The sequence below is a fragment of the Paenibacillus silviterrae genome (assembly GCF_030167925.1).
In the GTDB taxonomy this organism is placed as follows: Bacteria; Bacillota; Bacilli; order Paenibacillales; family NBRC-103111; genus Paenibacillus_G; species Paenibacillus_G silviterrae.
Genome location: NZ_JASKUT010000002.1, coordinates 246,099 through 270,555 on the forward strand (window position 1 = coordinate 246,099; position 24,457 = coordinate 270,555).

Consider the following 24,457-nt stretch of genomic DNA (forward strand, 5'->3'; position numbering starts at 1 on the left):
GGCTTTGCCTTTTATACGTGATGATGAACGGAAGGAGGAAATTCATTGATCGGGCAGAATGCACAAGAAGAGACTCTCATCCGGAGCTATTTCGACCAGATGCAGGTCGATATTTCTGCGGCGGATTGCACCAAGGTTTCTTCCAATTGGCGCAGCATGAACCAGATTCCGAATTACTGCCGTATGTATTTTATTGTGGATGGGGAAGGCTGGATCAAAATACGCGGAAAAGAATATTACCCTGGACCGGGGCAGCTGTTTATATTGCCTGCGGGGGTGGTGCAATCGTTCGCTTCCGTCAATGACAATACGTTTACGAAATATTGGTGCCACTTCACGGCCAAAGTAGGGGAGCTGCACTTGCTGCAGCTGTTGGACGTGCCCTTTTATGTACAAATTCCAGACACCGTCTATGTGGAGCGCCTATTCCGGAGCCTATTAACCGCTTATCGCGGCCATGAGCCGTATTCCCCGCTGCAGGCCAAGGCTGCATTCCTTGAGATCTTCTCTTATTATGTCAGGCATTGCAACCCGCAGAGCATTCAGCTGTCGGTATCGCCGAATGCGACTCTTCTGAACCAGCTTTTGTCCTATATCGACGTGCGGCTTGGAGAACCGCTTACGGTGGAGGAGTTAGCCAAGGTAGTTAATTATACGCCTAACTATTTCAACCGCTTCTTCAAAAAAATGCTGAACATGACGCCCGTGCAATACATTCTGAAAGCCCGAATGGAGAGGGCAAAGCGATTTCTGGCGACGACGGACCTAAGTCTCAAACAAATTGCACAAGAAATCGGCATGGATATTCATTATTTCCAGCGCATGTTCAAGCGAAGCTTCGGTTCGACGCCCAAGCATTACCGGGAATCGAACCGGCATCAGCTGCAGCAGCGGTATCATATGCTGAGTGACCAAGCGGAGCTCGATGTGGAGACAAGCCGTTATTGGGAAGCATGGATCCGTCCCGATGGGGAAGGCGAAGCATCGTCGCCAAGGGTGGCTCTGGAGGAGTCCCGTTTGCAAGAGGCCGGTAAGGGGGAGCCTCCGCCCGTCGATTCCATCCCCAAGGGGCTTGCCCTGCCTGCATCAAGTCAAGTACGTTGGCATGATTTGGAGCTGGGGATGTTTTGCCACTTCGGACTGAATACGTATACGGGGAGAGAATGGGGGGACGGAACCGATCCGCCTTCCTTGTTCCATCCGGAACAGTTTGACGCCAGGCAGTGGGCTCGGATAGCGAAACGGGCCGGGTTCCGCTATCTTGTGCTGACAGCCAAGCACCATGACGGGTTCTGCCTTTGGCCTACCCGAACGACCGACTATTCCGTCAGGTCGAGTCCCTGGAGGAGCGGGGAGGGCGACGTCGTTAGGGAGGTGGCGGAGGCCTGCAGGGAGGAGGGGCTTCTGTTCGGCCTGTATATATCCCCATGGGACCGGCACGCTCCTTGCTATCAGGATCAAGCCGCTTACGATGACATGTATGCCGAGCAGCTTACGGAGCTGCTGACGGGCTACGGGCCGATTGTTGAAATCTGGTTCGACGGTGCCGGCTCGGAAGGAAGGACCTTCGACTGGGAGCGTTTCACGGCGCTGATGATCCGATATCAGCCGGAAGCGATGCGGGTGAACATGGGGAAGCCGACGGTTCGTTGGATCGGCAACGAACTGGGTGTCGCACCATACCCGTGCTGGAACACGGTGGAATCGAAGCACCAGCCCGGCCGCTTGGAATGGATTCCGGCGGAATGCAATGTTCCGCTGCGCAAACGGCGCTGGTTCTGGCATCCGAACGAAGAGAGCAAAATTCATGAGCTAAGCGAACTGCTTGATATGTATTACCTATCCGTCGGACACGGATGCAACCTGCTTTTGAATGTCGCTCCGGATGTTCGGGGGCTGATCCCTGAAGAGGATGTCCGGCGTGTTGCCGAGTTTCATGATGAGGTGCAGCGAAGATTCGCCAATCCGTTGGTCGATTTATCCGGACAAGGCAGCGAGATGACTGTGAACTTCTCCGGGCCACAGATGGTGGATCATGTCATCTTGATGGAAGACCTTCATTACGGCGAACGCGTAGCATCGTATGTGATTGAAGCGGAGTTCGCCGGAGAGTGGATTCCTATCTTCCAGGGGAGCGCAATCGGCCATAAGAAGATCGATCGATTTGCTCCGGTTCCAGTCGAGAAGCTTCGGTTTCGGACGCTGCAATCGATCGGTATGCCGGTGATACGAAGATTTGCCATATTTCACACGGCTGAAGAATGAGGATCTGGCTCCCCCGCCGGATCCTTTTCGCACAAGGCAATAAAGGCGGAGGGAGAAAGCGACGTTTCCTTCTTGAAGGTCCGGTAAAAGTAGGAGCTATCGTAAAAGCCGAGATATTCGGATATTTCGGCAATGGTCATCGCCGTGTTCAAGAGCAGGCTACGGGCTTCCGTGATGCGCAAGTGCCTTTGGTATTGGACGGGAGTTTGTCCAGTTACTTCTTTGAACAAGGATATCGTATAATTCGTCGATCGCCCAATCTGCTCCGCCAATTCCCTTGCATGTATCGTACGGCGGTAATTAGCCGTAATGTATTGCTGAATTTTGCCGGATTGCTGCCACTTCATGGGGGATATTTCTCCGGTTTCAACGTCACGGCTAGCTATCCCTATCAATTCCTGCAAAATTCCGGAGCCGATAAAGCGATGCATCGGTTTGCCTTCCAAATGTTCGCGATGCAAAGCCTCGAACCGTTTCTTGATATATTCAAAGTTTCTTACTTTGGTTTTCGTGAACGCAAGCTTGTCCAATAAGGGAACCGTACCCGAAGGTATGAGGTGATGGAACAAGGCCGAAAATTTCTGATGGGGCTCCTTCACGTAGTTCTCCGCACCGCGATAGGTTCCTTTCGGAATGAAGACCAGGTCGCCTTTCTCGGCAATCACCGTAGCATGGTTAATCGTATACTGCAGCTTCCCTTGAACAACCAGAATAAGGATATTCTCATTTACGGTTTGCGGCAGCATGCGCCAGTTCGGAATTTTATCGTCAAAATACGTGATATACTGCGTAATCAGGGGGATACCTCCTTTGCAGGAATATTTTCCTATCTCTATCGTACCACGTAAACCGCTTCGATTTCCAATGATATTATCCCTAAAATTGGTGAATTATACATGGCTTGCAAAGGTCAACATTACGTATAATTCCCTTATGAATGCGCTTGCATTTATAAAAGGAGGGTATCATTTCATGAGAAAAATAGGTAGATTCTCCGTCTTGTACAGCGCCTTACTCGCGGTGTCTATCGCGGGTTGCAGCGGCGGCGGTGCGGACACGCTGCAAAGCGAATCCGGCATGAAGCCAGAACCAGCGGGCAAGAGCTCGTCAGGTACCGGTTATAACAATGAGCCGGTCAAGCTGGGCATTTATGACTATCAGGCGGGCATCAACGAGCGCGAGCTGGAGACGCACATCCTGAAGCCAATCCAGGCCAAGTATCCGAACATAACCTTCGAGCTGCTCAAAGCCAAGTCGGCTGAGGAGCTGACAGGCTCAGGCGTCGTTCCCGATCTGGTTGTTACCAGCAATGTATTCGTAAAGCAAATGCTTGAACTGGAGCTTGGCGAAGATCTACAGCCGATGGCCAAATCGGCCAACTTGAATCTGGAACGCGTCGAACCGGAGGTCATGAATGCAATCAAGGCATTCGGCAGCAAAGGTGAGCTCTACGCTTTGCCTTTCTCGATGAATTATGGCGTAATGCTGTACAACAAGGAAATCTTCGATAAGTTTGGGGTACCCTATCCGAAGGATGAGATGACCTGGAACCAGACACTGGAGCTTGCAAAGCAGGTGACCCGAACAGAGAACGGGACGAATTACGTCGGCGTTTCCATGGGAGCTCCGCAGCCTCTGGTGCGGCAATATTCGCTTCCAGTCGTGGATGATAAGCAAGAGAAATCGATCATTGCAGCTTCGGAGGGCTATAAGAAAATATTTACTTTGCTGCGCGGGCAATACGATATGAGCGGCTATCTTGGGCCCAATAAGGAATTCAGCTACGGCATCAACGAATTTCTCAAAACGCAGACGCTTGCCATGCATCCGAACTGGATTGCAGGCGTGACGGATAGCTTGGTGCAGCTGGAGAAGGAGGGCAAAGCCTTCCATTGGGATATCGTCTCCTTTCCAACGTACGACGACCGGCCCAAGCTGGGGAGACAGGTTGATTTTCATTTGTTCATGGTCCCCCCGACAGCGAAACATAAATCGGCAGCATATGAGGTGATCCAGCTGCTCCTACAGGATGAAGCTCAGCTGGCCATGAACAAGGCCGGAAGGATGACGGTGCTGAAGGATCCGGCGCTGAAGAAGGATTTCGCCAAAGATTTGAAGGTGTATGAAGGTAAAAATTTGGCGGGCATATTTAAAGTGACACCGGCTCCCGCCCCGGTCAGCACGGACTATGACAACAAGATTTATGCCATACTTCAGGAGTCGAACAAGGAGATGGCACAGAACGGCATGGACGTGAATACAGCACTGCGGCTCGCCGACGAGAAAGCTAACAAGCTGATTCTGGAAATGAAGCAGCAGCGCAAATAACGTTTGGTAAATCAAGGTAATTGTACGGGAGCCGTCTCAAACTTTGAGACGGCCTGTGCTCTTAATTTTGTCTGGCTGGAACCCGGAGTGTGATGGTCGTCCCTTCCCCCCGTTTGCTGCTAATCTCGACCCCGTAACACTCACCGAAATAATATTGAATCCGATCATGGACATTCTTGATCCCGATATGCGCTTCATCCAGCGTATTGCTTGGCTGGGAAATACGATCTCTCAGGTGCTGCAGCTGCTCTTCACTCATGCCGCACCCGCTGTCTTTGACTTGAATGAGCATATCGTCGCCGGCGATGGAGGTGGTAATTTCCAGCACTCCGCCGCCGGCTTGCCGTTCTAATCCGTGTACGATGGCATTCTCAACAATCGGCTGCAGCGAGAAATGCATCACATGTATGGATTCCGTGCCCGATGACAGCTGTTCTCTATACGTAATTCTGTCTCCAAAGCGCATTTGCTGCACCTGAATATAGAGGCGAATCAGCTTAAGCTCTTCTTCGAGAGGTACGGTTTCCTTGCCGGTTTGGATATGAAAGCGGAATAACCGGCCGAGCAGCCCGATCATTTCCGCAATATCTCGCTGGCCTTGTATGATGGCCTTCATTTGGATGGATTCAAGTGAATTGGCCAGAAAGTGGGGGTTGATTTGACTCTTCAGGGCGCCGAATTGTGCGACCTTCTGCTGAACCTTAGCCATGGCGGAGCGTTCGATATAAACTTGCAGATCTTGGACCATTTTTTGGATCCCGCTGTATAATACACCGAACTCATCCTGCCGGTCACTTCGAATATTGACATCGAAATTTCCCATGCCTACCAGCTTGACTTGTCTGCTTAAGTAGATGATTGGTTTCGTGACGCGCTTATATAGGATGAACATAAAGAGAAGTGCCATGCCAAAGGATCCGAAGGCAAGAGCCAGTGTGATAATGCGAAGCAGCTCGGCAGGCTTTGTCATCTCGACTTCATCAATGTACTGAACAACCTTCCACCCGGAATAAGGAGAAGTAACAAAATTAATATAAGATTTGTTACCGTCTATCGGGGCGTAGAAGCTGCCCAGGTGATTGCCGAGTACCGTTTGCAGAACCGCAGGCTCCAGATGAATTTCCCCTGTCTCGCTGCTTTGCGGAGCGGAGTTGTAGATGATCCCGCCCTGCTCGTCCATGATGATAAAATTACGGTTGCTGTTTTCCGACAGCTTCAGGATTTCCCGTAAGGAGTCCAAACGAATATCCAGCAAAATGACACCGAGGGGATCCCTGCTGCCTACTTTGTTAATGACTCTTGCAATGGAGATGACAGGCTCGCGCGCATTGACCCGATGATAAGGAAGATGCGTGCCGATCAGAACGACTCCGCCCCGCTGCTCGAGAGTTTTTCTATACCAAGGCTCTTGTGTAAAATCTTTAAAAACATAGTCCGACGGGTTAAAGTTGGCGGAGTAGAATACTCGGTTACCCGTGTAGATCTGGACACTGTCCAAATTTTTGATCGTCATTTCGATGGAGCTGATGAAATTTTCAATAGAGTAACGGTATTGCAGCTTTTGATTCTCCAGATTATCGATGGCCTGGAAATTCCACTGCTCTAAAGCCTCCAGCAGCTGCCCATCCATTTGTGCATTCAAGGTTCCTTTCTCAATGCTCTGCAAATACTGGTCAATGTTGAAGGAAAGGTTGTTAAGAATCAGATTCGAGCTGCTTTGATATTCGCTTTTGACCGCATCAAGAGAAAATACATAGAGTATGGCGGATATCACCATGAGCGGAATCGTGATGGTTGCAATCATGAGGACGAATATCTGATGATTGACGTGCTTTAACCGGAACCGATTCGTGAAAACTTTGAGCTTATTCATTTTCTCACAACCCCAGCTGCTTTCGATATTCGGTAGGCGTCATATTCGTTACGCTGCGGAATGTTTTTACAAAATGCTTGTAGCTTTTATAACCGCACATATTGCATACGTCCGTGATCAGGTAGTGGGGTTCCGCCAAGCATTCCTGCGCATAACGGATACGGAGCTCCGTAATGAACGTCATGTAGTTTTTGTTTAGCTTCGCTTTAAAAAGCCTGCTTAAATAAGACGGATTGTAAAAAAAGCGATCGGCCACCATCTGCAGGGTAAGCTCCTGATCAATATGCTCCCGGATATACGTTTCAATCTGTTCAAATATTTGCGTTTCTTGCGAGCCTGTTTCCGAAGCGGCCCGGTAAACGGAGCTGATATGGTTCATCCATCCGGCCAGCCATGCGAACAGTGCCTCTATGGATTGAAACTCGTCGACACATGACAGAGTGAGCAGCTTATCGCTATACATGCCTTCTATGAAAATGCCGTTCCGGTTGGCGAAGCGAAGGGTGAGGCTTATGATTTCCTGAAGCAGCGCAAGCCAAATCTCCGGCGGGGTATGCTCCAGCCGATCGCTAAGTCTTATGGCGATTTCATTCATCAGCTTCACGGTTTGAGCTGCGTTTCCATGCTCCAAACAAGCCAGGATTTGATTCTTCTCTCTTTCGTCCAATGGTAATGTCTGCTTCCTGCTGTCCGAGGGTTCACTCTGAACATTGCCAAAGAACAATCGCGATCCGGGTCGAGAAAAGCGCTGATACAATGCCTTCTCCGCTTGCCGCAAGCTGGTGCCGAACTCATGTAATTGCCGCACCGGCTTCCCCACAGCAAGAAAGAGCGTTTCATGGTAGGGAAGGGTAGGCTCCGTTCCTGCAGGTTCGGCGGTTTCACCTGGCATAATCGTCATTACGTACATTCTGGATTTATAGAGATAGGTGAACACCCGACGGGGTGTATCCTTCCCATACATCCAGCCGATCGCTTGTCTCACCAGGTTCTCAGCCTCTAATCTCCACCAGCGTTTGGTTTGCAATGATTCCGGATTGCAGGGGATATAAGACACAACGAAAGATTGAAAGAGGTACGTGTCCCCTAATTCCGAACAAAGCGGCTTGATGATATCCAGCGTCACGGGCTCCTCGTCTTCCATAAGCATTTTGACAAGCTCACTGCCTTTAAGCTCCACCCCTTCTCTTACGTCACGCTCCAGTTCCGCACGTTCGCGTAAATCCAGCCGCTTCGATTCGATGATAAGAGTCGCTTCCTTGATAGCGGCGAGGCTTTCCTCATATTGTAAAGGCTTTAATAAGTAAGCGTGTACATTGCCAAGACGGATGGCTTTCTGGGCGTAGGAGAATTCGTTGAACCCGGATAACAGGATAAAGACCGTATCCGGAAGTTCCGGCCGGAGCCGTTCGATCATCTCCAATCCGGTAAGCTCCGGCATGCGAATATCCGTAATGATCATATCCGGCCTCTCCCGTACGGCGGTATGGTAACCCTCCAGCCCGTTCTCCGCCTCGAGTATTTTGTTGAAGCCCAGCTCTTCCCAGGAAAAATAGTAACGGAGGCCCGTTCGAATCAGTGGCTCGTCCTCTACGATCAATAATTTATACATTCACTGTGCCTCCTTGAGCCTGGCGTTGATCTGCTGCCGAGTTGTATTCAGTATACTACTAAAATGACATCCGTTGTTGCGAAAAACATCGAATAGACGTGATAGGTCAAAATAAGACCCTGCGAGGTAAAAGCTAAGGTATTTTGTAAAGTTTATGTATCCCTTATGATTTAAGTATAAATGAAAGCGCTAAACATTTCATTTAGAAACCATTCTAGGGGGTATTTTTGTGGCAGCTTTGAAAAAAGGGCTCATGACCGCAATGAGTATCGCGCTTGTCGGAACACAACTCGCAGCCTGTAGTTCGGAAACGCCTAAGGCTTCCGAACCGTCGGCAGACGGAAAGGCGCCGGCAGCATCGAAACCGGTTGAAATCACTTGGTGGAACTTCCCGAACTTCCAGCCGCTCGATGGCGAGGTGGGCAAGTATGAGAAGCAGATTATTGCGGCGTTCAATAAGAAATATCCAGAGATCAAAGTCAACCTGGAAATGATTACTTTCGAGGGTGGACCACAGAAGCTGAATGTAGCGATCGCCTCGAACACAGCTCCTGACGTCATTTATGATGCTCCGGGCCGAATCATTGACTGGGGCAAGAAGAAGCTGCTGGCTCCTCTGAACGATATGGTTCCTAGGGACGTGCAAGCCGATATTTCCCCGGCCTTCTGGAAGCAGTCTATGGTAGGCGACCAGATCTATATGTACCCATTCAATACGGCGCCGTTCTTGATGGCTGCTAACAAGACCGTCTTCGAAAAAATCGGTGCATTGGATTTACTGCCGTTGAACAGGCCGGATCGGACATGGACGGTTGCGGAATACGAAAAAGCGCTGCAAGCTGTTAAAGAGAAGGCGCCGGATGTGATCCCTTCCGGTTTCTTCGCGAAGAGTACGGCCGGCGACCAAGGGACGCGCGCCTATATTGCCAATCTCGGGGTTTCCAGATTCCTGAGCGAGGATTACAGCAAAGTGGCTATCAATACGGAGCAAGCGGGTAAAGCGCTGGACTGGATCGTACAAGCAAGCAAGGATAAATTGGTTGTGCCGGGAGCCGCTTCCCTTGCTGCAGCGGATGTGAATGACTTATTCCTGCAAGGCAAGCTGGCTGTCACGCTCAACTATTCCCCTGTGCTGAAGGCGCAGAACAAGCCGCTTAAGAAGGCGCAGTTCGAGGAAGTACTGCTCCCGTTCCCGACACCGGACGGCTCGAAGCCGAAGCTTGAGCCTTATCTTGGGGGAATGGCTATCTTCGATAACAAGGATAAGGATAAGATCGCCGCTGCGAAGAAGCTGATCGACTTTATTGCTAATGATGCTGAATGGGGCAAGAAGAACCTGATCCAAACCGGCGGTTTGTCCGCACGCAACTCGATTACTGGACTTTATGACGATGCCGAGTATAAATACGCCGAGCTGGCCCGTCAGTTTATCACAGATCCTCCGACAGTAGCGGATGGCTATGCGGATATTCGTCCCTTGTGGTTCCCTGAGCTGCAGCGTGCATTGACGGGACAGGCAACAGGTAAAGAAGCGTTGGATTCCTTCGCAGCTAAGGCGAACGAAGCCATTGCCAAGGCTAAGGCTCAAGCGAAATAATACACAAAACAGTTGTAAGGGAGCGGCGTTAGGCAGTTTCGCTGCTCTCTTACATTACGGATAGGATGGGGAGAGCTAATGCTAGCATCATTACGCAAAACGAGAGGCTACGTAATTCGGGACTGGTTGATGAGCTACTTGTTTATCTTGCCGGCGCTTGCATTTTTTCTGTTGTTTGTTGCATACCCGATGATCAAGGGGATTTACATTAGCTTCTTTGAATACACGCTAAGAGATTTTGAGTTTGTGGGCTTTGGTAACTATGCAGAACTGATGCACAATGAAACCTTCCTCAAATCGATGAGAAATACCCTGATGCTGGTTATTATTACCGTACCGGCCGTAATTATATTCTCTATCTTTGTAGCCGTTACCATCTATAAGAAAAATGAATTTACTAGATCATTCTTTCGCGGCGTGTTTTATCTACCTGCAGTATCCTCAGTAGTTAGTATCACCGTTGTATGGGGCTGGATCTACCACCCGAATTTTGGAATCTTGAACTACAGTACAAGTCTCTTCGGCGCGCAGCCCACGGCTTGGCTGGGGGATACAAAGACCGCTTTATTGTCCGTCATCGCCGTTCTGCTCACAACCTCCGTTGGACAGCCGATTATCTTGTATGTTGCCTCCCTTGGCAATATTCCCACCTCCTATATAGAGGCGGCCCAAATCGACAGGGCTACACCTATGCAAATATTTGTGAAAATAATCTGGCCGATGCTGATGCCAACGAATTTATATATCATTGTCATTACAACGATTAATACTTTCCAATGTTTTGCATTGATCCAATTGCTGACTTCCGGCGGTCCGGTATACAGCACGTCGACAGTCATGTACGGCGTATATGAGCAGGCATTTCATTTAGGTCAATTCGGCATGGCTTCAGCTATGGGAATTTTGTTAGCCATTATAATCGCAATCATTTCTACCATTCAGTTCAAATACTTCGGCAGCGATGTGGAGTACTAGGAGGGAACCGATGAAAACCTATGCGCAGATCAATTCAAACGTGAGACCGGGCAAATCGAAAGGTCGATCCTCCCTTTTCCAGAAGCTGACGATTTCCAAAGGAATAGCCAATATACTGCTGGTGCTTTCGACCGTGGTCTTCATCTTTCCTTTCTATTGGATCGTAACAGGGGCTTTCAAAATTCAGACAACGGCCACAGCCATTCCTCCCGAATGGATTCCGCTCGAGCCCACTCTGCAGAACTGGGTGGATTTATTCAAAAATCCGGCATGGCGATGGACGTTTAACAGTTTCCTCATAGCCTTCGGCGAAATGATCGCGGTTTGTGCCGTTGCCTCCATGGCAGGGTATGTTCTTGCCAAAAAACAGTTCCCAGGCCGCAAAATCATTTTTACTTTGTTTGTTGCAGCTATGGCCTTGCCTAAACAGGTCATCCTTGTTCCCTTGTTTACCATGCTGGCGGATTTCGGATGGGTGAATACGTATCACGGTTTGATTCTACCGGCTATCGGCTGGCCCTTCGGCGTATTCCTTATGAAACAGTTCGCTCAAACCATTCCGGGTGAGCTGATCGAGGCAGCTAAGATCGACGGCTGCTCGGAGGGACGGTTATTTGTAACTATCATTTTGCCGCTCCTGAAGCCGGCGGTAGGTGCGCTCGCGATCTTTACCTTCATCGGCGGATGGAATGACTATTTCAGCCAATTGATTATGACCCGAACCAGCAACATGATGACACTGCCTCTCGGCATATCGACCCTTCAGGGCGATATTGCCACGAATTACGGTGTACTTATGGCAGGAGCGGCATTGGCATCCATCCCTATGATCACGATCTTCCTGGTATTCCAGAAAGCCTTCACACAGGGAATTACAATGGGGGCGGTGAAGGGATAGCTTGATGAAAGTAGTACTGGATTGGATTAAAAACTAAACGAATTCTTAACAGCAGGCACATATTGTGTCTGCTGTATTTATGTGGGTATAACCAAAAGAACAGGTAAAGTTACAAGGATGTTAGGTAAAAATTGAGGGATATCCTTCGTACAAGTCACCCTCTAAGATAGAAATAGAAAGACCTCCATCAACAAAGTGATGCCTGAATTCGAAAGGGGGACATAGATAATGAAACGGTGGAATGCATCCGTTCGCAGGTGGAATTCAATTCATAATCAGTTTTTATTCTTTATTATATTGTTCTTAATTATACCTCTATTTCTCAGTATGTTCTGGGTCTTTAAGCCACTTGAGAAGGTCATTGAGCAAAAAATCGGAAAAGCAACGGAAGAGGCATTATACCAGGTCGATTTTCATATCGAACGATTCCTGCATGAGATGTTGAAATCAGCCGTGGATATCTCTACCAATTCCAATGTCATTAACATGCTTCAGTACCCTAATGAATTGTCATACTACGATAAGCTAAGATTAACGGATTCCGTCATTAACAAGCTATATACCACCTACTTGGCCGAAACCCATATTACGCTGCTGGATAGAAAAGGGAATTGGATCAGCAATAAGGTCATCACTCCAGAATTATATGATCATATTGTCTCATCCGATTGGTATAAGGAATTAATCAAGGAACCGATGGGGATCCGTTGGCTTACGAATGATACGGCGAATTATATTTACTTGGATAAGAAGCGAATGGTGACTTTAGCCAAAACGATCACCAACCAACAAACGAACGAAAATATTGGCATCGTTTTGCTAAGTGTAAATGAAAGCGATATCAGTTCGTTCTTTGAGAAGCTCGAGGGAGAAGCGGCGCTACTGAACGAACAAGGCGGATTTGTGGCAGGAGCGTTAAGTGAAGGCTTTTTAATGCCGGGCACGGAAGATTCGGACAATATATGGGAGAGCATGAAGGGGCAGTTCATCTCACAGAAGGGTAACAGCAAATCCATTATTAGTTACGACACGATCACCGCAACGGGCTGGAAGCTGGTCCAAGTCATTCCACATGATAAGGTATTTAAGGAAATATTCGATATTCGAAGAACGAGTCTTCTTACAACCGGATTCATTGTCTTGGCATTTTTACTTCTCGCCGTATCCATAGCCTATAGTGTCTCCAAACCGTTAAAGCTTTTAAACAAACGAATGCAAGAAATTGAAAAGAACGATTTTAACAGCTCACTTTCTCTTTCAGGACCTAAGGAAATTTCCACGGTAATCGAATCCTACAATCATATGGCCAGACAGATCAGAGAACTGCTCGGAAGATTAAAGGAAGAATACGAGCAGAAGGAGGATATGCGGTTTCGCGCATTGCAAGCGCAAATCAATCCTCATTTTATCCTGAATACGTTAAACAATATTAAGTGGATGGCCTATATTCGGAATGACCGTGAGGTCGGGGAAATGCTGTCCAGCCTGGGAAGTATGATGGAAGGCAGCATTGGCAGAGGAGATAAGCTCATTACGCTGAAAGAGGAAATGGAATATGTGAAACACTATATTACTTTAATGAAGCTGCGATATAACGAAAAATTATCAGTGGACTTCGCGATTCCGGAATCATTGTACCATCATGAAGTGATTAAATTTATGCTGCAGCCGATTGTTGAGAATAGCATTATTCACGGGATTGAACAGCTAGATCGCGACGGCGTTATCCGTGTGGAAGCGGAGGCGAAGGACGAACGGCTCGTCATCCGAGTGATCGATAACGGGCTGGGGATAGAACCCGAGCAGCTCTTAGAGCTGCAGCAAAGTCTTCTTAACGGAGTGACAGATTCCAAGAGCATTGGGGTTCGCAATGTCCATGAACGGATTCGTTTGCAATACGGAGAAGGGTACGGACTGCGTTTTGAGAGCACATACGGGGAAATGACGAAGGTAGAATTGGAGCTCCCATTAAGATCTACAGAAAGAGGTGGTGGGATGACATGCTGAAGGTAATGGTGGTAGATGATGAATTTTTGGTACGATTAGGGATTAAATCTTTAATTGATTGGGAACAGCATCAATTCCACTTTATCGGTGATGCGCAGGATGGGATAGAGGCTCTGAACTTACTGGAGAAGCAGCCGGTGGATATCATTCTTACGGATATTGTCATGCCGAGGATGAACGGGATTGAATTGATCGAAAGGGTAAAATCCGAATATCCGGAAACACATATTGTTGTTCTAAGCAGCCACAATGATTATGAGTATGTCAGAAAAGCCATGAAGCTGGGTGTTGACGATTATATCCTGAAGGCGTCGCTGACCCCGGAGGAGCTGCTGCAAATGCTGCTGGAGGTCTCCGCCAAGATTGCCGACCAGCGTTCTGCCTCCGGTTTCTCGCAAGCGGTTGCTGCTTCTCCCGGCACCTTGCAGCGGATGCCGCAGTATCCGTTTGAGGACCAGCCCGCTATTTTGCTCTTGGTGAGACCGGACACGAGGCAATCAGCTGATCTTACGAAGGACTCGCCGAAATTACTGAATCTGGTTGAGATTCAGCTGAAGCGGAAGGCGGGTGGCTTTGTATATTCCGTCAAGCAGGATGAAATCGTGATCCTGCTTCCTGTAATTGACGAGCCGGGACGATCGAAGGAAGAGGCGCTTGCCTTCGGCCAAGAGGTAGCCGCGGCAGCCAAGCGATATATCGATCTCCCTGTGGTAATCGGAATATCCGAGGATTTTCAAGGGGAGGAGCAATTGGAGCCGGCGTATGCCCAGGCGGAGGAGTCGCTTCTGCAAGCTATGTCCGATTGCAAAGATAAGATCTATCGGGAAGACATCCAACAGCTGATGTCATTTATCCATGAGCATTACACGGAGGAGCTCAGCTTAAAGCGTGCGGCCGAAATGATTCGAATGAGCGAGAACTACGTAAGCTATCTCTTTAAGAAGGAGACCGGGTTCGGTCTGTCGGAGTATTTAAATCAAGTAAGGATCCGGAAGGCGGAAGAGCTGCTGCTGGAAACAAAACTTCCGATCTACCTCATTGCGGAGCAAGTGGGATATGAGAATATTAATTATTTCGGACGGATTTTCAAGAAATTGAAAGGGGAAAGTCCGCAGCAATTTCGGTCTAAATATCAAAAGTAAAGTCGGTTATATTTGGGATTGTAAATTTGTGAATATAAATCGTAGAAAAAGAATAGCATCAACCAAACATCCGAGTTTTGTGAATAAAACGCGAAGATCCGTTCCTGTATCCCCTTCCTGAGCCGTTATATACTAAGAATGTAAGCGCTACAACATCTTAGATAGGAAGGGTGGTCATAACCTTGCGAGCGACATCGGTATCGCGTTCCATCAAAGGGGAAATGTGGGGACTCTTCTTCATTGCTCCTTTCGCCATTTTGTTTTTGTTGTTTGAGGTTTACCCCATTATGAATGCGTTTTATCTTAGTTTTTTTGACTACGGATTGGGTAGGAAAAATTGGATCGGCTTGGATAACTACACGAAGCTGCTGTCGGATGATGTGTTTCTGAAATCTATTATGAACACGTTCGGCTTTGTAGTAGGCACTGTACCGCTTACCTACCTGTTTGCGGTTTTCGCGGCGGTACTGATATTTGGCAAGCACAAGCATCTTGCTTCTTTTTTTCGCGGTGCCTTTTATCTACCCATCATATCGTCACAGGTAATCCTGTCATTGATCTGGGCCTGGATTTATAATCCTGTGAATGGGATCGCCAACTACTCGCTCTCCAAGCTGGGTCTCGGACCGATAATGTGGCTGTCGGATGAACGATTTGCCCTGCTGGCACTGATCGTGGTGGTCGTTACCTTTAACGTAGGACAACCTATTATTCTGATTCTGGCCGCTCTCGGGAATATTTCTCCCGATTATTATGAAGCCGCGGATTTGGACGGTGCCTCTTCCGTCAGAAAATTTTGGCATATTACGCTGCCGCTGTTAAAGCCGACATCCCTTTACATTCTGGTGATGTCAACGATCTGGGCATTCCAAACATTTGTCGTTGTACAGCTGCTCACAGGCGGCGGTCCTAACTACGCGACATCCACGATCATGTTTTTGTTATACGATACTGCTTTTGTATACGGACAGCTTGGTTTGGCCTCTGCGATGGGCATTATTATTACCGCTTTAATCTCCGTGGTAGCCATCGCCCAGTTCAAATTAATGAAGTCCGATGTACAGTACTAGGAGGTGAGCTGGATGAAGAATGCGGCTTTCCTCATGGTGAAGGGTGTCGGCAATGTATTATTGTATGCTCTCGCAATTATGTTTATCTTCCCGCTTTATTGGATGATCACGGGTGCCTTCAAGAATCAGAGCTCGACGGTGAAGGTACCGCCGGACTGGTTCCCGACAGCCCCGACGACACGAAACTTTATTGAGCTGTTCGAGGACGGTTCGATTTTCTCTTGGCTGTATAACAGTGTGTTCATTTCCATAGTAGCTACGATCGGGGTATGCCTTGTTGCCTCTATGGCAGGCTACGCCTTGACCAAGAGAAAGTTTAAAGGAGCGGAGCTCTTTTTCACCCTCATCCTGATGGCTATGTTCATACCAAGACAGATTACTTTAGTTCCCTTGTTTTCCATGATGCGTGACTTCGGACTTGTGAATAACTTGGCTAGCGTCATCCTGCCGGTTCTGACCATTCCTTTCTCCGTTTTCATGATGAAGCAGTTTAGCGAATCGATTCCGACCGAGCTTCTTGAGGCCGGAAGAATTGACGGGTGCTCCGAGCTCGGACTCTTCTTTCGTATTTTCCTCCCAGTGGTCAAGCCGGCTATCGGCGCATTAGCCATCTTCACCTTTACCTATGCGTGGAATGACTACTTATGGCAGTTAATTATGCTTAGCGAGAAGGAGAAAATGACGGTCAATGTGGGAATTGCCACTCTAGTATCCGAATATGTGGCGAATTACGGTCTGCAGATGGCAGCGGCAACGCTCGGGTTTATCCCGGTGTTTATCATATTCCTTATGTTCCAAAGCTATTTCGTGAAGGGCATAACACTCGGCGGCGTCAAAGGCTGATGCTGCTCCCATGAAGGGGGGTGAGACACTTCTGGGTGTTAAGCAGGGCGAAATAGGTAAAAGACTTTCAACTATGGAGGGGTTCATATGAAAAAATCCACACTTTCGATTCTATCCATTATGCTGGCGGCAACAGCAGCGGTAGGCTGCGCAAAAACAGAAGAGCCGAAGCAGGATGCCGAAGCGCCTGCAGCTGCCAATGATCATGTTCAATTGACCTGGTGGGTCGATACTCGCGGCGATGTGCAGCAGGCCTATGAAGAAATGAAGCAGGGCTTCGAGAAAGCGAATCCGAACGTCAAGATCAATATTGTCAAAACCCCGGATGACCGTATCAATGAGCGGATCAGCATTGCGGCGAACACGAATGAAATGCCGGATATTCAGCAGGGCTCGTTCTTCTGGCCGCTGTCTTACGCGAAGAAGGGGCTGCTGGTTCCGCTTGACGATATTGTGGATAAGCAGGACTTTGAAGAGAAAACCTTAAAGAATGTCTCGGTGGACAATAAGATATACATTTACCCGAACAGCACGGTTGCGATCGGTTTTCTCGTTAACAAAGATTTATTCAAGGAAAAAAATGCTCTTGATCTGCTGCCGAAAAACATGGAGCCCTGGACCTTCGATCAGTTCTTGAAAGCGGCTAAAGCCGTAACCGATCCAGGAAAGCAAGTGTATGGCTATGGACTATACGCAGGCGATACCGGCGGCGACCAAGCGACCCATTCCCTGCTCTGGGGATTCGGTGCCAAGACATGGAATGATGAGAATAACAAAGCGATTCTGAATTCTCCGGAAGGCGTTAAGGGAGTGGAGTTCTTAACCCGTTTGATTGATGAAGGCGTAGTTCCTCCCGGAGCTCCGGGCTTGAAAGCAAGCGCCCTCATGAACGATATGTTCGTTCAAGGGAAGCTCGGGATGGCGTTCGGAAACATCGGCAATCTGCCTACATTAAACAAGGCTTTCACTGAAGGGACTGCGAAGAAATTCGAGGTAGATATCGTTCCTTTCCCATCCGTAGACGGCAAGTCGTCGAATACCGTCTTGTTTGGTTACGGAACCTGGATGTGGAATACCAAAGACGAAACAAAGATGAAGTGGGCAAAAGAATTCATTAAGTATGCGAACAGCCAGGAAAATATGGCGAAAATGGCGAAGGCCGAATCCGTTCTGATTGCACGCAAATCCTTAGCGAAAACTTACGCGGAAGGAACACTTCAATACAAGACGACACAGCTGTTTAAATACGCCGGCAACATCGGTCTTTCCGTGCCGGGATATCCGGAGACACGCAGTGCGTTCTACCCTGAGCTGCAGGCAGCGTTCACGAAGAAGAAGACAGCTCAGCAGGCTTTAGATGATTGGACAAAAAAGGCGAATGAGATCATTGCTAATTCTTCCAAGTAAACGGAGCTGAAACCATGCTACTGGGCAGAAAAGAACGTTGGATGTCGGATCGTTCCTTCATGCATCCTAAGCTGAGGGAAGTTATGGACATGATGATAAGAACGAATTTCTCTGAGCTTCAGGAAGGCAAGTATTCTTTGCAGGATAATGATGTGTACTATACGATTATGGCTCTCGAGACAAAGGACAGGAAGAAAACCAAGGCGGAGAAGCATGAGCAGTATATCGATGTTCATTACCTGCTGGAAGGCACCGAAACCATAGGCTATGCATGCGATAACGGCATGAACGGAGTAGTGGAGAGCAGCTTGGAAAATGACTATGTGTTGTATGAGAATGTGCAGGGTGAGCAGTTTACTACTTTGACGCCGGGGATGTATGTGATTTTGTATCCTTCGGACATTCATAGACCGGGATTAACGGGATCGTCAGCTGAGCCCATTTCGCAACACGTTCGGAAAGTGGTTTTCAAGGTAAAGAAGGAGATTGTTCAATAATGTACGGGAAGCGCTTGGTGACATGAAGCCGAGCGTTTTTCCTTCATGCCGCGGGGAATCGGTTCCGGTTGGTCGATATGTCAGAATCGGACCAGACAGCATGTAAAAAGTAAGGGATTCTACATGGACCAAGGAAGTTTTAAGATAGAAGCAAGATCGATCAATTCCAAAAGGAGAAACGATGATGACAGCATATGATATTACCAGATTCAAAGGAATTACTGTAGCTATGTACTCCGCCTATGACGAGAACGGTGAAATCAGCGAAGCAGCTGCAAGGCAGCTGGCCCGGTACTATGCGAATACGGGCGTTTCCGGACTTTATGTGGGCGGAAGCACGGGAGAAGGGATGCTTCAATCCGTAGAAGAGCGGAAGCGTACACTAGAGGCGGTCATCGCTGAAGTCGGAAACGAGCTGACGATTATTGCTCACGTGGGTGCACCTTCTACACGGGATAGCGTAGAGCTTGCCATTCATGCAGAGCAAGCCGGTGCTCATGCTGTATCGGCTGTACCGTCCATCTATTACCGCCTATCCCCGCAAAGCGTGGAGCAGCACTGGCTTTCCATTATCGACAGCACGCAGCTTCCTTTCATCATATACCATATTCCCCAAACAACCGGATTTCAATTGTCCAAGGCGCTCTTGACGAAGATGGCAGCTCATGAGAAGGTCATCGGGGTTAAGATTTCCGCGGAAAGCACGTATGAATTGCAGCAGTTTAAAGCGGCCGGAGGGAAGGATTTCCTAGTGCTGAACGGACCCGACGAACAATACCTGGCGGGCCGCAGCATCGGTGCTGACGGCGGTATCGGCGGTACGTATGGCGTAATGCCGGAATTGTTCCTGAAGATCGAACAGTGTTACGTGGATGGGAATATGGAGGCAGCGAAGGAGTGGCAGTTTATTACAAACGAGCTGATTACGGAGCTGCTTTCCTTCCCGTCATTGTATGGCGCTTGTAAGGCAATCATGGAGCTTCGAGGGTTGCAATGCGGAGGCGTTCGAATGCCGCTGCTTCCGGTTGGAGAAGAGAATATGGATCGTCTGAAGGCACTGAATGACAAAATGCTTGGTCTTACCGCCAAGGCTAGCCTGTGATGGCAGCAGTAGAAAGGTGCGTACTATTATGGAAAAGATGTTGAAGAAGCTTCCCAAGAACGGATTGATCGTATCCTGCCAAGCGCTGGAGCACGAACCGCTGCATGGCGGCGATACCATGGCCAAGATGGCTAGAGCGGCTGTGCAATCCGGAGCCATCGGCATTCGTACCAACGGCATTGACGATATTATAAAAATTAAACAAGAAGTGGATGTTCCTGTTATCGGTCTTATCAAAAGAGATATTCCGGGATCTGACATCTTTATCACACCGACGCTGGAAGAAGTGAAGGCTATCGTCTCTGCCGGCGCAGATATCGTAGCATTGGATATTACGGATCGGGAAAACCGTCTGGAGCAAGTAGTCCCCCTAATTGAATATGCACACTTCCATGGGGTCTCCGTGATGGCGGACATATCCACCTTTGAAGAGGGAATTGCTGCAGAGCGTCTAGGTGTAGACTTGATCGGAACAACGCTCTCAGGGTACACCCCTTATAGTCCTCAGCAGGAGGAGCCTGACTTTGAACTGCTGGCAAGGCTGTGTCAATCGGTGAGAATCCCCGTTGTGGCAGAGGGGCGGATCTGGACACCGGAAGATGCGGCTAAAGCAATGGCTGCGGGAGCCGGATATGTCGTTGTAGGCAGCGCGATAACGAGGCCGCAGCTGATGACGGCCCGATACGTTAAGGCATTGAGTAGCATGTAAGGCAAGGGAAGGAGGGATGGCGATGAACCGCTCATTATTGGATCCGTTATCTCCATTCGCCATTGGGGTCGATGTAGGCGGTACCAAGATTAACGCCGGAGTCATCAGCAGTAAGGGCGATGTGTTACATTCCTTCAGTTTAAGCACACTAGCTGGAGAGGTAAGTACTGCGCTTCGCATACAGGAGGCGGTACAAGGTCTCTTGACTGAAGCCTTGCAACATCGGCCGGATCTCCGTATCAAGGGGATCGGTGTAGGGACGGCAGGCCAGGTAGATCGCAACGACGGGAGTATTCGCTTCTCTTCGGATCTCATTCCCGGTTACATGGGCACGCCGTTAAAGAAGCTGCTGGAGGATCGGTTTCAGCTTCCCGTAGAGGTTGACAACGATGTGAACGTGCTTGCATTGACGGAAAAGAAGCTTGGCGCAGGCAAGAACATACAAAACATGATTTGCCTGGCCGTAGGTACCGGTGTTGGCGGCGCGATTCTTGTGAATGGCCGTCTTGTACATGGGGCGTGGGGCGGAGCTGGAGAGCTTGGACATATGTCCGTCGACTTCAAGGGAGAAACCTGTATCTGCGGGGGGATAGGTTGTCTGGAGCACTACGCGTCGGGCACCAGCATTGCGCGCCGTATGAGGGAGCGACTGGCGGCGGGCGGAACGCCGGAAGAGAGTATCGATACAAGGGAAGTCATTGCCCGTTGGTATGGTGGGGACCCTGTAGCTACTGAAATCATGCAGGACGCTCTCGCTGCGTTAGGTTCTGCCATCGCGACATTAATACACACTTTTAATACAGAGTTGATTGTCATTGGCGGTGGTGTAGCCGAGGCAGGAGAAGCCCTATTTGAAGGTTTACGGCAAGAGGTGGACAAGAGAACGATGTCATCTCTGAGGCAAGGGGTAGAAATAAGACCCGCATACCGTGGCAATTGGGGCGGTATGATTGGGGCCGCTTTGCAAATTTGGGAATACAACGAGTAAATAAAGAAGAAAATATCGTCCCGCGTGCAAAATGAAACTGCATCGGGGCGATTTTATTTTGATTCTCCTATTCATTGCGTCCGGTCGACATTTTGCTACAATAGAAAGAAAACGCAGGGAGAAAATGATCAGCGGTATGTTTGGAGCTGCATTGCAGGTCTGGGAATATTCTGAATAAATCTGAAGCCCTAGGGGTTTGAGTTCGTGAAAAAATATGACCATCTTGAACTATTCACGGATAGGCGACCGCTTCTGTTATTGTTTGAAAAGAACCAGTCATAATAAAGAAGGGGATGTTCCTCCAAAGTAATATTTCTACTTTTGGGGCGACCCCTTCTTTTTTGGCTTTAATGTGCAGGTACGGATGTATTAATGATGGCACGATCATTTAGTCCTTTATCTCCTCAAAGGATGAAGGCATAGAAGTCAAAAAAAGGCCATATCCAAAAAGTAAAACGATGGGGATGTTCGGTTGTCTCCCCAAGGCGTAAGATAAAATAAGGTCTGTGTTTTTTATGAAAGGATGTAATGGATGCATGAGCACGATATTGAGCACAGAACACTTGTCTCCTTACCACCAATTGAGAAAGGAATGTTGTATAACAAGCAAGAGTACTCTGGATGTCTAAGCACCGTTCCGAGTAGTGAGCAGCGTAAAGTTAATGAATCTCAATGGGAAATGAAAGATCTGGCGTTAATAATAAAGTGATGGAAGGACAAACCTATGAAAAAAACGATCTTATGCTTTGGAGATTCCAATACTTGGGGCTATGATGCTGAAACGGATTCAAGGTTCGATGAAGAAACAAGGTGGACAGGTCTTCTGGCCAATCTTCTCGGCAGCTTTTATCGGGTTATAGAGGAGGGTCTTCCGGGAAGAACAAGCGTATTCGAGGATCCTTTGTTTGAGGGTTTATCCGGGTTCAATTATATTTATCCGTGCATGATGTCTCATGCGCCTCTAGACATGGTCATCATTATGCTGGGGACAAACGATACGAAGCAACGCTTCGGTGTAACTTCATACAATATCGCTCAAGGCATCACCAGACTTGCTGTGAAAGCAAAGGGAATTGCCGCAGGAAGAAATGGGAAGACACCAGAGGTTCTTGTAGTTTGCCCGGCCCCAATAGGTCCGCAATACATAGACAGTAGAGTTGGTAGTGCCATGGGATTGAACTGCAGTGAAAAATCAGAAGAACTTTCGAGCCATTTGGCCGTTTTGCTTAAGGGCAGCGGCATTCATTTTGCTGATGCAAGGGATCAGGTTGCGATGAATGAAATTGATTATATGCATTTGGATGCGGATGGACACCGAAAAATGGCTGATTTCATGCTGCATCAGGTGAAGCGAGACTCGCGGCAATAATAAGCCAGCAGCAATTCAAATGGTTCCACTACCTAAATCCTAGAGTTATTGCCCATATAATATATGTTGAAGACCCCGATCAGACGATAACATGATAATCAGCATGTTCTGGCTCCAAGGGGCTCTTCATCATTCTTCGCGCTGAATCCCGTAGTCCGATATTCGCAAACCTTGGTCAGGGGACGGATGTATGTATAAAGTTCTAGTCGTAGACGATGAGAAAAATATTAGAGATCGATTAGTGAACTCATTTCCCTGGAACGAAACTGGATTTCAAGTGATAGGTTCTGCAGGAGATGGTTTGGAAGCGATGAATATAGTCAAACAATATGTTCCACACGTAGTAATGACGGATATACTTATGCCGGAATGGAATGGAATCGAGTTAGCAAAAGCAATACAGGCTTCATATCCTCAAATTAAGATCCTCATTCTTTCCGCTTACGACGATTTTAAATACGCGCAAGATGCGATCCGGTATGGAGTAAAAGGATACTTATTGAAACCTCTCATGAAAGAGGATTTTACCAACGTTATGCATGGGATCGCGCTCGAACTGAAAAAGGACGAGTCGATTGCCAAAGATAAGATATCCGAAGCGGGTGCGCGCGAAGAGGCTTCGCTTATCGCTCTAATAAAAGGAGAACCTGTACATCAGCATCATACTCCATGGTTACACAACTACAAAAGAATTGCAGTTTGCTCGTTCGATAAACAATTCGAGAAAGACCAAGGATTGAGTATCCGGCAGTTCATCACGCAAATATCAGCGGAATTCTGGATGGAAAGCAGTACTCGCGTCTTGTTCTACGGCAACCACTTAGTGTTATTCATTCATGATACCCGACCTATCAGCAAATATGAACTGAAGGGAAAATTCGAGAGGTTCTCTGATACTGTCAAAGAGTCGGTGATGTCGAGATACGGCAAACAATGCATGCTTTCCATCGGGATCGGGAGTATGGTGGAAGATCCAGGGCATATTTGCACTTCCTTTAATCAAGCGATATATTCGCTCAGCCAAAAGTTTTTCGATGAATTTGCTTCCGTCATTTTTTATCAGGATATCACTGTCTCTCATTCAGAAGAAAGCAGTAAAGAACAGTTAAACGAGCATCTTGGTGTCGTAATGAATCAATTGATTCAAACCATTTTATCTCAAAACAAGGGCGAAACCGCTCACCTTCTCCGGGACTTTTTTGATGCTGTGGAGCGGGGTAAACTACGTTTGGAGGAAGTCCAGATCACCTTCTCGGAGTTTATCCTCTCTTTACTGATGAAGGCAAAAGAAAGACGGCTTCAAGTAAGCGCTTTAGATAAGAAGCAAGCATTGCAACAGATTTACAGAGCGGAAACATTCGCCGATTTGAAGAAATGGATAAAAGTGACCTTGGAGACATTTCTGGACCATGCTAAAGTACAGGGACCTACAGACGGGAATCGGTACGTACAACTTGCCAAACAGCATGTGCTTAGCTGCTTCAACGAAAAGATTACTTTAGAAATCATGGCTCAAAGGCTATATATTCATCCGTCCTACTTCAGTTCTATCTTCAAGAAAGAAACTGGACAAAATTTTATCGATTTCGTCAATGAAGTAAGGGTGTGGCAAGCGGTGGAGCTACTTCGGAAGAAAGATTGCAAAATAAAGGATATTTGTGCCGCAGTCGGGTTTCACAATTATTCCTATTTTATTAAGGTTTTCAAGAAAGTGACAGGGGCCAATCCTCTTGAGTTTAGGTCCGATCTTACTTGATATTACCGCGGGAGGCTGG

The 24,457-nt window shown here is 48.0% G+C and carries 19 protein-coding genes; 16 read left to right on the forward strand and 3 right to left on the reverse strand.

Translation table 11 applies throughout. From position 1 onward, the window contains the following. Positions 1-45: 45 nt before the first annotated feature. On the forward strand, positions 46-2,265 hold the full coding sequence (locus tag QMO62_RS33280; protein ID WP_348651725.1) for an alpha-L-fucosidase: 2,220 nt from the start codon (positions 46-48) through the stop codon (positions 2,263-2,265). Here QMO62_RS33280 and QMO62_RS24840 read toward each other — a convergent pair. Beyond that, entirely contained in the window at positions 2,247-3,011 is a 765-nt protein-coding gene (locus tag QMO62_RS24840) for a helix-turn-helix domain-containing protein (RefSeq protein ID WP_284645192.1), read from the reverse strand. The genes QMO62_RS33280 and QMO62_RS24840 overlap by 19 nt on opposite strands. Positions 3,012-3,237: 226 nt before the next feature. On the opposite strand from QMO62_RS24840, the gene QMO62_RS24845 reads away from it, so the two are divergent. Beyond that, on the forward strand, positions 3,238-4,593 hold the full coding sequence (locus tag QMO62_RS24845) for an ABC transporter substrate-binding protein (protein WP_284645193.1): 1,356 nt from the start codon (positions 3,238-3,240) through the stop codon (positions 4,591-4,593). 61 nt (positions 4,594-4,654) lie between these two features. On the opposite strand, the gene QMO62_RS24850 is transcribed toward QMO62_RS24845, so the two are convergent. Further along, complete coding sequence (locus QMO62_RS24850; RefSeq protein WP_284645194.1) at positions 4,655-6,466, reverse strand: cache domain-containing sensor histidine kinase; 1,812 nt, start codon at positions 6,464-6,466, stop codon at positions 4,655-4,657. Positions 6,467-6,470: 4 nt separating this feature from the next. After that, complete coding sequence (locus QMO62_RS24855) at positions 6,471-8,078, reverse strand: response regulator transcription factor (RefSeq protein WP_284645195.1); 1,608 nt, start codon at positions 8,076-8,078, stop codon at positions 6,471-6,473. 229 nt (positions 8,079-8,307) lie between these two features. Between QMO62_RS24855 and QMO62_RS24860 the strand changes: the two genes are divergently transcribed. From QMO62_RS24860 to QMO62_RS24925, 14 genes are all read left to right on the forward strand, one after another. Then, positions 8,308-9,675, forward strand: a complete 1,368-nt coding sequence (locus tag QMO62_RS24860) for an ABC transporter substrate-binding protein (protein WP_284645196.1) — start codon at positions 8,308-8,310, stop codon at positions 9,673-9,675. 78 nt (positions 9,676-9,753) lie between these two features. Continuing rightward, positions 9,754-10,650, forward strand: a complete 897-nt coding sequence (locus QMO62_RS24865; RefSeq protein ID WP_284645197.1) for a carbohydrate ABC transporter permease — start codon at positions 9,754-9,756, stop codon at positions 10,648-10,650. Between the two features lie 10 nt (positions 10,651-10,660). After that, on the forward strand, positions 10,661-11,548 hold the full coding sequence (locus QMO62_RS24870) for a carbohydrate ABC transporter permease (RefSeq protein ID WP_284645198.1): 888 nt from the start codon (positions 10,661-10,663) through the stop codon (positions 11,546-11,548). 228 nt (positions 11,549-11,776) lie between these two features. Then, complete coding sequence (locus QMO62_RS24875) at positions 11,777-13,555, forward strand: sensor histidine kinase (RefSeq protein ID WP_284645199.1); 1,779 nt, start codon at positions 11,777-11,779, stop codon at positions 13,553-13,555. Then, on the forward strand, positions 13,549-14,697 hold the full coding sequence (locus QMO62_RS24880; protein ID WP_284645200.1) for a response regulator transcription factor: 1,149 nt from the start codon (positions 13,549-13,551) through the stop codon (positions 14,695-14,697). The genes QMO62_RS24875 and QMO62_RS24880 overlap by 7 nt, the downstream gene beginning before the upstream one ends. Before the next feature lie 182 nt (positions 14,698-14,879). Beyond that, positions 14,880-15,767 (forward strand): carbohydrate ABC transporter permease, encoded by an 888-nt coding sequence (locus QMO62_RS24885; protein ID WP_284645201.1) that lies wholly within the window; start codon positions 14,880-14,882, stop codon positions 15,765-15,767. Between the two features lie 12 nt (positions 15,768-15,779). Next, positions 15,780-16,610: a carbohydrate ABC transporter permease gene (locus QMO62_RS24890; protein WP_284645202.1), complete on the forward strand. Its 831-nt coding sequence runs from the start codon at positions 15,780-15,782 to the stop codon at positions 16,608-16,610. 87 nt (positions 16,611-16,697) lie between these two features. Further along, on the forward strand, positions 16,698-18,017 hold the full coding sequence (locus QMO62_RS24895; RefSeq protein ID WP_284645203.1) for an ABC transporter substrate-binding protein: 1,320 nt from the start codon (positions 16,698-16,700) through the stop codon (positions 18,015-18,017). 14 nt (positions 18,018-18,031) lie between these two features. Next, positions 18,032-18,514, forward strand: coding sequence for a NanQ anomerase/TabA/YiaL family protein (locus tag QMO62_RS24900; RefSeq protein WP_284645204.1), 483 nt, complete (start codon positions 18,032-18,034; stop codon positions 18,512-18,514). Between the two features lie 184 nt (positions 18,515-18,698). Continuing rightward, a complete protein-coding gene (locus QMO62_RS24905; protein WP_284645205.1) occupies positions 18,699-19,616 on the forward strand; it encodes a dihydrodipicolinate synthase family protein in 918 nt (305 codons plus the stop codon). Positions 19,617-19,644: 28 nt separating this feature from the next. Further along, positions 19,645-20,325 (forward strand): N-acetylmannosamine-6-phosphate 2-epimerase, encoded by a 681-nt coding sequence (locus QMO62_RS24910; protein WP_284645206.1) that lies wholly within the window; start codon positions 19,645-19,647, stop codon positions 20,323-20,325. A 22-nt stretch (positions 20,326-20,347) separates the two neighbouring features. Further along, positions 20,348-21,313 (forward strand): ROK family protein, encoded by a 966-nt coding sequence (locus QMO62_RS24915; RefSeq protein WP_284645207.1) that lies wholly within the window; start codon positions 20,348-20,350, stop codon positions 21,311-21,313. Between the two features lie 724 nt (positions 21,314-22,037). After that, positions 22,038-22,682 carry an SGNH/GDSL hydrolase family protein gene (locus QMO62_RS24920; protein WP_284645208.1) on the forward strand — a complete coding sequence of 215 codons (645 nt, stop codon included), beginning with the start codon at positions 22,038-22,040 and terminating at the stop codon, positions 22,680-22,682. 190 nt (positions 22,683-22,872) lie between these two features. Beyond that, positions 22,873-24,438, forward strand: coding sequence for a response regulator (locus QMO62_RS24925; protein WP_284645210.1), 1,566 nt, complete (start codon positions 22,873-22,875; stop codon positions 24,436-24,438). The last annotated feature ends 19 nt before the right edge of the window (positions 24,439-24,457 follow it).